The sequence below is a fragment of the Moorena sp. SIO3I8 genome, assembly GCF_010692325.1.
Taxonomy (GTDB): domain Bacteria; phylum Cyanobacteriota; class Cyanobacteriia; order Cyanobacteriales; family Coleofasciculaceae; genus Moorena.
This window is the reverse complement of sequence record NZ_JAAHHW010000055.1, coordinates 34,943-41,669: the sequence shown is the minus strand read 5'-3', so window position 1 is coordinate 41,669 and position 6,727 is coordinate 34,943. Positions and strand designations below refer to the sequence as shown.

Below are 6,727 nucleotides of genomic sequence, written 5' to 3'. Positions count from 1 at the left end.
GAGATGGGGAGATGGGGAGATGGGGAGATGGGGAGATGGGGAGATGGGGAGATGGGGAGATGGGGAGATGGGGAGATGGGGAGATGGGGAGATGGGGAGATGGGGAGATGGGGAGATGGGGAGATGGGGAGATGGAGAAATTAGGTGTAAACAAACACAGGTGAATAGCACAATTCAATAATAGTGTCGGGCCAAATTGGCGGTTTTGCCAAATCTTTACATAACTAATTTTATTTAGTGCATAAATATTTGAACAAAACCAAGAAGCTTGAGTGGTGGATTGTCTAGGAAGGTTATCCCTTGATTAGCGGAATTTTCGGCAACACCAATTACCTACCAACAATGAAAATTCCATAAATTCTAATTATATTGACTGACTTAATACCTCAAACGGCGTAGTAGATATTTTAAAGTAATTAATTATTTCCCATCAACATATAAAGATTTCCCCTAGACTGCCTCAGAATTACGTAAAATTTTGATTAATTTATCACAATCCTAGTCCCAATCACTAGGATTAACTGAGATGATGGCAAATCGAAAGGATATATACATCTACCAACTTAACTATGTCAAATCAACTATTTAATCTTTCAAACCTTAACGGCAGAATTGGGTTCTCTATTAATGGTGTTACATTAGGTGACCGCTCCGGCTACTCAGTCAGCAGCGCCGGAGATATCAACGGTGATGGCAATCTTGACCTGATTATCGGAGCCCCAGGAGCTGATCCCAATGGCGATTTTTCAGGTACAAGCTATGTGGTGTTCGGTGGTCCAGGTGTGGGTGCTGGTGGTAGCATCGAACTCGCTAACCTAGACGGTACTAACGGTTTTGTGATTGGAGGTCTGAATGAGGCTGCATTCTTAGGCTTCTCGGTTAGCAGTGGTGGAGATATCAATGGTGATGATACGAATGACCTAGTGGTAAGTGCTCCCGGTGCTGGTCCCAACAACAATGGCGTGAGCTATGTGATATTTGGCGGTTCCACTGTCGGCTCTACTGGTAGCGTAGATCTCTCATCCCTAGACGGTACCAATGGCTTCGCTATCAATGGCGTCGATCCTGCAGAATTTTCCGGTTATTCCATCAGCAATTTAGGGGACGTTAACGGCGATGGTAAAGATGACCTCTTGATTGGTGCTCCTCATGCCTTGTTGCCTATTGCTTCTCCGGGTCTTAATCCTGGCAAGGCTTATGTAGTATTTGGTGGCACAGTAGGTACTGGCGGTAGCCTAGACCTCTCCACTCTGGACGGCACTAATGGCTTCCTCCTCACCAGTGGTGTTGCCGGAAACTTAGCAGGTTTCTCAGTCAGTAGTGCTGGGGATATCAATGGTGATGGCATCAAAGACTTCGCTATCGGTGTTCCTGGTAGTGATTCTCCTCTTACTGACAACAGTTCTGCTGGCAAGACTTATGTAGTCTTCGGTGGTTCAGGTTTGGGTGCCACTGGAACTCTAGACCTCTCATCGATACCCTCCTCCGACCCCAAAACTGGCTTCGTCATTAATGGTATTGATGAAGGTTCCACCCTTGATCTCGGTGACAGGGCAGGCTGGTCCGTGAGTGATGCTGGCGATGTCAATGGTGATGGTGTTAGTGACTTAATCATTGGGGCTCCCTTTGTTGACGCCGGTGACCAGACTAATGTTGGCCAGGCTTACGTAATCTTTGGCGGCACAGATGTTGCTGGTACAGGGAACTTAGACCTTGCCAGCCTCGACGGTACCAACGGCTTTGCCATCACAGGGATTGAAGCGAATGGTCTCCTGGGCTCGTCAGTTAGTTATGCTGGGGATCTCAACTATGATGGGTATGCTGATGTTGCGATTGGAGCTAAAGGTGCAGGCAAAGTTTATGTGCTATTCGGCAGTGAAGAGTTGGGAACTACTGGCAGTGTAGACCTTTCTACCCTAAACGGGGAAAATGGCTTAGTTATCGAAGGTACTGACTCCCTAGGCTTCTCAGTAAGTGGAGCAAAAGACGTTAATAGTGATAGCATTGATGACCTAGTTATCGGAGCACCTGGTCTTGAGCTGAGTACATCCAATGGCAACACTTCAGGGAATAGCTATGTCCTATTCGGTAATGTTGCCCCAGTGATAGACCTCAATGGTGTATCGGTCACAGATACCACGACTGATACCACGACTGATACCACGACTGATACCACGACTGATACCACGACTGATACCACGACTGATACCACGACTGATACCACGACTGATACCACGACTGATACCACGACTGATACCACGACTGATACCACGACTGATACCACGACTGATACCACGACTGATACCACGACTGATACTGATCCAGCACCCGAACCAATTATTGCTGCTGCCCCAGCTATTGCAGCTGCTGCCCCAGCTATTGTAGATACCGAAGGGATTGATGGTACTATCACATTTACCGGTAATCAGCTGGCACTGTTCCCAGATAACAAATTGACTCTGAGTGATGCTAATAACACCACTCTGGTTGGCGCAACAGTAAAAATTGCCAATCTGCTGAATCCCACACAGGAACTGCTGAGTGTTGACAACACTGATACCTCGATAGCGGTTAGCTTCGATGCCACCAATGGTATCCTTACCTTAGATGGGGTAGATACCATCCAAAATTACCAGCAAGTCCTCAACACCCTAGAGTATGAGAACACATCTGGTGTGACTAATGCCTCTGGTCGCATTATCCAGTTTGTGGTTGATGATGGTTTAGCTTTCAACAACGTCAGTGAGGTAGCTACTCTGATTACCATCCAAGATAATGACTCGACGGTGATTGGTACTTTCCAGGATGATACCTTGCTTGGGGGTAATGGCAACGATAGCCTAGAAGGTAGCTCAGGCAATGACTTACTCGACGGTGGAGCTGGTAATGATACCCTGGTTGGAGGAGATAACTCAGACACCTTGCACGGTGGTGACGGTGATGACGTCCTTGATGGTGGGACTAATGGCGACTTACTCAAAGGTGGAGCTGGTAATGATACCTTGTCTGGGGGAGAAAACTCAGACACCTTGATCGGTGGTGAGGGTGATGACATCCTTGTTGGTGATAACGGTGATGATACCTTAGAAGGCGGATTAGGGAATGATATCTTATCTGGAGGAGTCGGCTCTGACACCTATGTCTTGAACCCTGGTGAGGGAACAGATACTGTGAATGATTTTCAAAATGGAATCGATTTCTTCAAGTTAGGTGGAGGTCTGACCTTTGCTGACCTGGAGATTACTGGTAATATTGTCCAGAGTACTATTAGTATTGATGACACTGGCGAAGTCTTAGCACAGGTGTTAGGGATATCCGCAAGTCAGCTCACAGAGGCAGATTTTATTTAATTCAAGAGCCGCACACCCACTTCCAGAGTGGGTGTGTTGGTCCTTGCTGACAAATCCTCTGTACTTGTTGCTCCAGGCGTTTCTGTTCTAAGGGTGGTAATCCAAATAAAATATTGCGACTTTGCCAAACTAAGACGGCTAAGGTTGTGCCAATACAGATAGCCAGACCTATTGCAGGCACATGGTTGTAGATAATACTATACCGGAGTGCCGCCCAGGTAAAATGCGATCGCATCAGGGAAATTTCATAGTGCCAACCCCACAGGCTTAATGGAGCAACAGTTATCCAGAGGATGCCTACGAAAACCCACCTACCATAAACAGTTATTTGATGTAATCGTTTTACCCTGGCCTTAAAGATGGGGTCAAGGGTAATTTTTCTTCTTTGGCTACCTGGCTGCTCCATAATCAGAAAACTATTGAAAATTAGAACTAAACTTCATCAGAAAATTCTGCTTCAATCACTGAATTCCCCTCCTTTTCGGGATTAACCGGAACCTCTACTACAGACTGAGCTTTACCAGTGCGCTCTCTCCACCAAGCTAAGAGGGTACTGGCAATAAAAATACTGGAGTAAGACCCTGCTATAAAACCAATAATCAGTGCTAAGGCAAAGAATTTTAGGGTTTCTCCCCCGAACAGCAAGATTCCTAACAGGGGTAGCAAGGTAGTTAAGGTGGTATTAATGGAACGGGTTAAGGTTTGATTAACAGCATCCTCTACAATTTGATTGATATGTTGACCTGGCTTGAGTTTAATTACTTCTCGCACCCGGTCGTAAATCACCACAGTATCATTAACCGAAAAACCAATAATTGTCAATAGGGCAACCACAAACAAGGTATCGACTTCTACCCCTAGCACCAAACCTAGGATAGAGAAAAGACCAATGGCGATTAAGACATCGTGGAACAGGGCAACGAAAGCGAATAGGCCATAGTCAAATTCGAATCGGAAGGTAAGGTAGACAAAGATGCCCACAAAGGCCATAAACAAAGCGATTAAGCCAGAAACAAACAGTTGTCTGCCCAAGGTCGGACCAACGGTGTCAATCTGAGTAGATTTGGGATTGAAAACACCAAGACGCTCGGTTAGGGAAGTTTGCAACTGGGTGCGTTGTTCAACATCTAATGTTTTAGTCCGAATTGTTAGGGCTTGTTTTTCTTCCCCTAGAATTTGGATACTGCTATTGCCAAGACCTTGTACTGTCATCACCTCCCGTACCATAGCCACATCAATGGGTTGGTCGCAGTTTCCAGGTTGAGTACAGTCTCTCTCTAGCTGTAGGCGGGTACCACCAACGAAATCCAGACCTAACCGTAAAGGGGCTCCTAGTTGGAGAAAAGAAATCACCATGGCAATGATACCGACGGTAATCAGGGAGGTTGAGATGCTCCACCAAAGCGATCGCGTTTTAATTACATTAAGTTTCATATTGACTTTTTTATTAGTAAATCCTGATATAGCAAAGGGAGTAGGGAGTAGGGAGTAGGGAGTAGGGAGTAGGGAACAAAATTATCACAATTAATTTAATTTAGGATTGCTATAACCTAGGAATTATGAATGATGAATTATGAAATGGGTTTGTTGATGGAAACTGATCATGGTCAACTAAACACTTTATCCACAACTCTATTCACCACTTTATCTACAACTAGGATGAAGGATGAAATAGGTTTTTTAGTTAAACCGGATCATGGTGAAATAAACGCTTTATCCAAACCCTTGAATTACACTTCCTACTTCCTAGTTTCTACTTCCTAGTTCCTACTTCCTAGTTGCTAATTTCTAAACTATTAGGTTGGTAAATTAGGGCAGAAGAGTTCTGGTTTCTGACGTACCCCTGGAAGTCCTAAAACTGTCACGAGCATCAGCGTGCGACTACAGGTAAGGGCGGTAAACATACTGATTCCTACCCCAATGCCTAGGGTGACAGCAAAGCCTTTGACTAGACCTGAGCCTAGCCAAAACAGTACTGCACAAGCGATTAATGTGGTCACAGTTGCATCTACAATACTAGAAAATGCTCGGTAAAACCCGGACTCCACTGAGCGATACAAGGTCTTACCAGCACGTAATTCTTCCCGTGTCCGCTCAAAAATCAGCACATTGGCATCAACTGCCATACCGATACTAAGGATAAAACCAGCAATTCCGGGTAGGGTTAAGGTAACATCTAGTAGGGCAAATGCTGCGATGGTAAGTAAAGCGTAGATACTCAGAGCAATATCAGCAATGATGCCAGGGAGTCGGTAATAGACCACCATAAAGATTAATACTAAAATCAGACCCACTACAGCAGCATAGATACTACGTTGAATACTATCTCGTCCTAAGGTTGCCCCTACGGTGCGATTCTCCACGATTTCCACTGGCAAGGGCAAGGAACCTCCCCGCAGCTGGGCAGCAAATTCATAGGCACTTTCGGCATCAAAGTTACCCGTAATCACTGCTGCACCACCACTGATGCCATTTTCAGCATATTGCGCTGCCACACTCGGAGCACTAATTAGTAAATTGTCGAGGAAAATACCAATGCTGCGTCCTGTACCGGCAATGTTCTTGGTCAGCTCAGCAAACTTTTGAGCTCCCTCACTATCAAATCGGATAGCTACTTCCCAAGCACTACCACTTTGAAGAGGTTGGGGACGAGCATCTTTGAGGTTTTTGCCAGTCAGACCAGTACTTTCAAATAGTTCAAGGATGGCTTGGTTACTACGATTGATAGCAGCTTGATTTTCTGCGATCGCATCTCCATCACCACTGTTGCGTAATACTTCTTGGTTGAATTGTTGTTCTTGTAGCACTTGCTGTTCAACCCGCAGCTGTGCTTCTGTACCAATCTTTTGATTGAGAAAATCCAGCTGTGCTGTTCCCCCTAGTACCCGTTCCGCTTGTTGCGGGTCATTGACACCAGGTAGCTGTACCAAAAGCTGGTCTTTGCCAACGGTTTGCACTACCGACTCAGAAACCCCTAGGGCATTGACTCGGCCTTCTATAACCGTTTTAACTGCGGCTAATTGCTCAGCCGTGATTTCCGTAATCTCTTCGGTAGTGTTAATCTGAATTGTAAGTTGAGCCCCTCCCTGCAAGTCCAGTCCTAACCGGATCGGAATTTGCACCAGTACTATGATTGCTGTAATTACAAGTACTAGGATTAAGGCTAATAGTGAACGCTGTTTTTGCATGACTACGACCCGCCGCAACAAATGCTATGATAATCTGTTTTGGCGAGTGTAGTAACTGAGAAAGTCTGAAGTCTGAAGTCTAAAGTCTAAAGTCTAAAGTCTAAAGTCTGAACTCTGAAGTCTGAAGGCTGGAGGTTTAAGTATTCCATCGATTGGTTACTTAGTATAGTTAGTCACCAATCGGGATCT

At 45.3% G+C, this 6,727-nt stretch carries 5 protein-coding genes; 2 read left to right on the top strand and 3 right to left on the bottom strand.

Features of this window, described 5'->3' with window-relative positions:
• The first annotated feature begins 19 nt into the window (after positions 1–19).
• Both F6K51_RS20470 and F6K51_RS20465 read left to right on the top strand, forming a co-directional pair.
• Positions 20–181 carry a hypothetical protein gene (locus F6K51_RS20470; RefSeq protein ID WP_365940009.1) on the top strand — a complete coding sequence of 54 codons (162 nt, stop codon included), beginning with the start codon at positions 20–22 and terminating at the stop codon, positions 179–181.
• Between the two features lie 388 nt (positions 182–569).
• Positions 570–3,350, top strand: a complete 2,781-nt coding sequence (locus tag F6K51_RS20465; protein WP_293023512.1) for a hypothetical protein — start codon at positions 570–572, stop codon at positions 3,348–3,350.
• A gap of 1 nt (position 3,351) precedes the next feature.
• Here the strand turns inward: F6K51_RS20465 and F6K51_RS20460 are convergent, their stop codons facing one another.
• From F6K51_RS20460 to secD, 3 genes are all read right to left on the bottom strand, one after another.
• The gene (locus F6K51_RS20460; RefSeq protein ID WP_293023509.1) at positions 3,352–3,756 is read right to left on the bottom strand and encodes a hypothetical protein; all 405 of its coding nucleotides are present in this window, start codon (positions 3,754–3,756) and stop codon (positions 3,352–3,354) included.
• A 26-nt stretch (positions 3,757–3,782) separates the two neighbouring features.
• Positions 3,783–4,784, bottom strand: coding sequence for a protein translocase subunit SecF (secF, locus tag F6K51_RS20455; RefSeq protein WP_293023506.1), 1,002 nt, complete (start codon positions 4,782–4,784; stop codon positions 3,783–3,785).
• Between the two features lie 362 nt (positions 4,785–5,146).
• Entirely contained in the window at positions 5,147–6,538 is a 1,392-nt protein-coding gene (secD, locus tag F6K51_RS20450) for a protein translocase subunit SecD (protein WP_293023503.1), read from the bottom strand.
• Between the last annotated feature and the right edge of the window lie 189 nt (positions 6,539–6,727).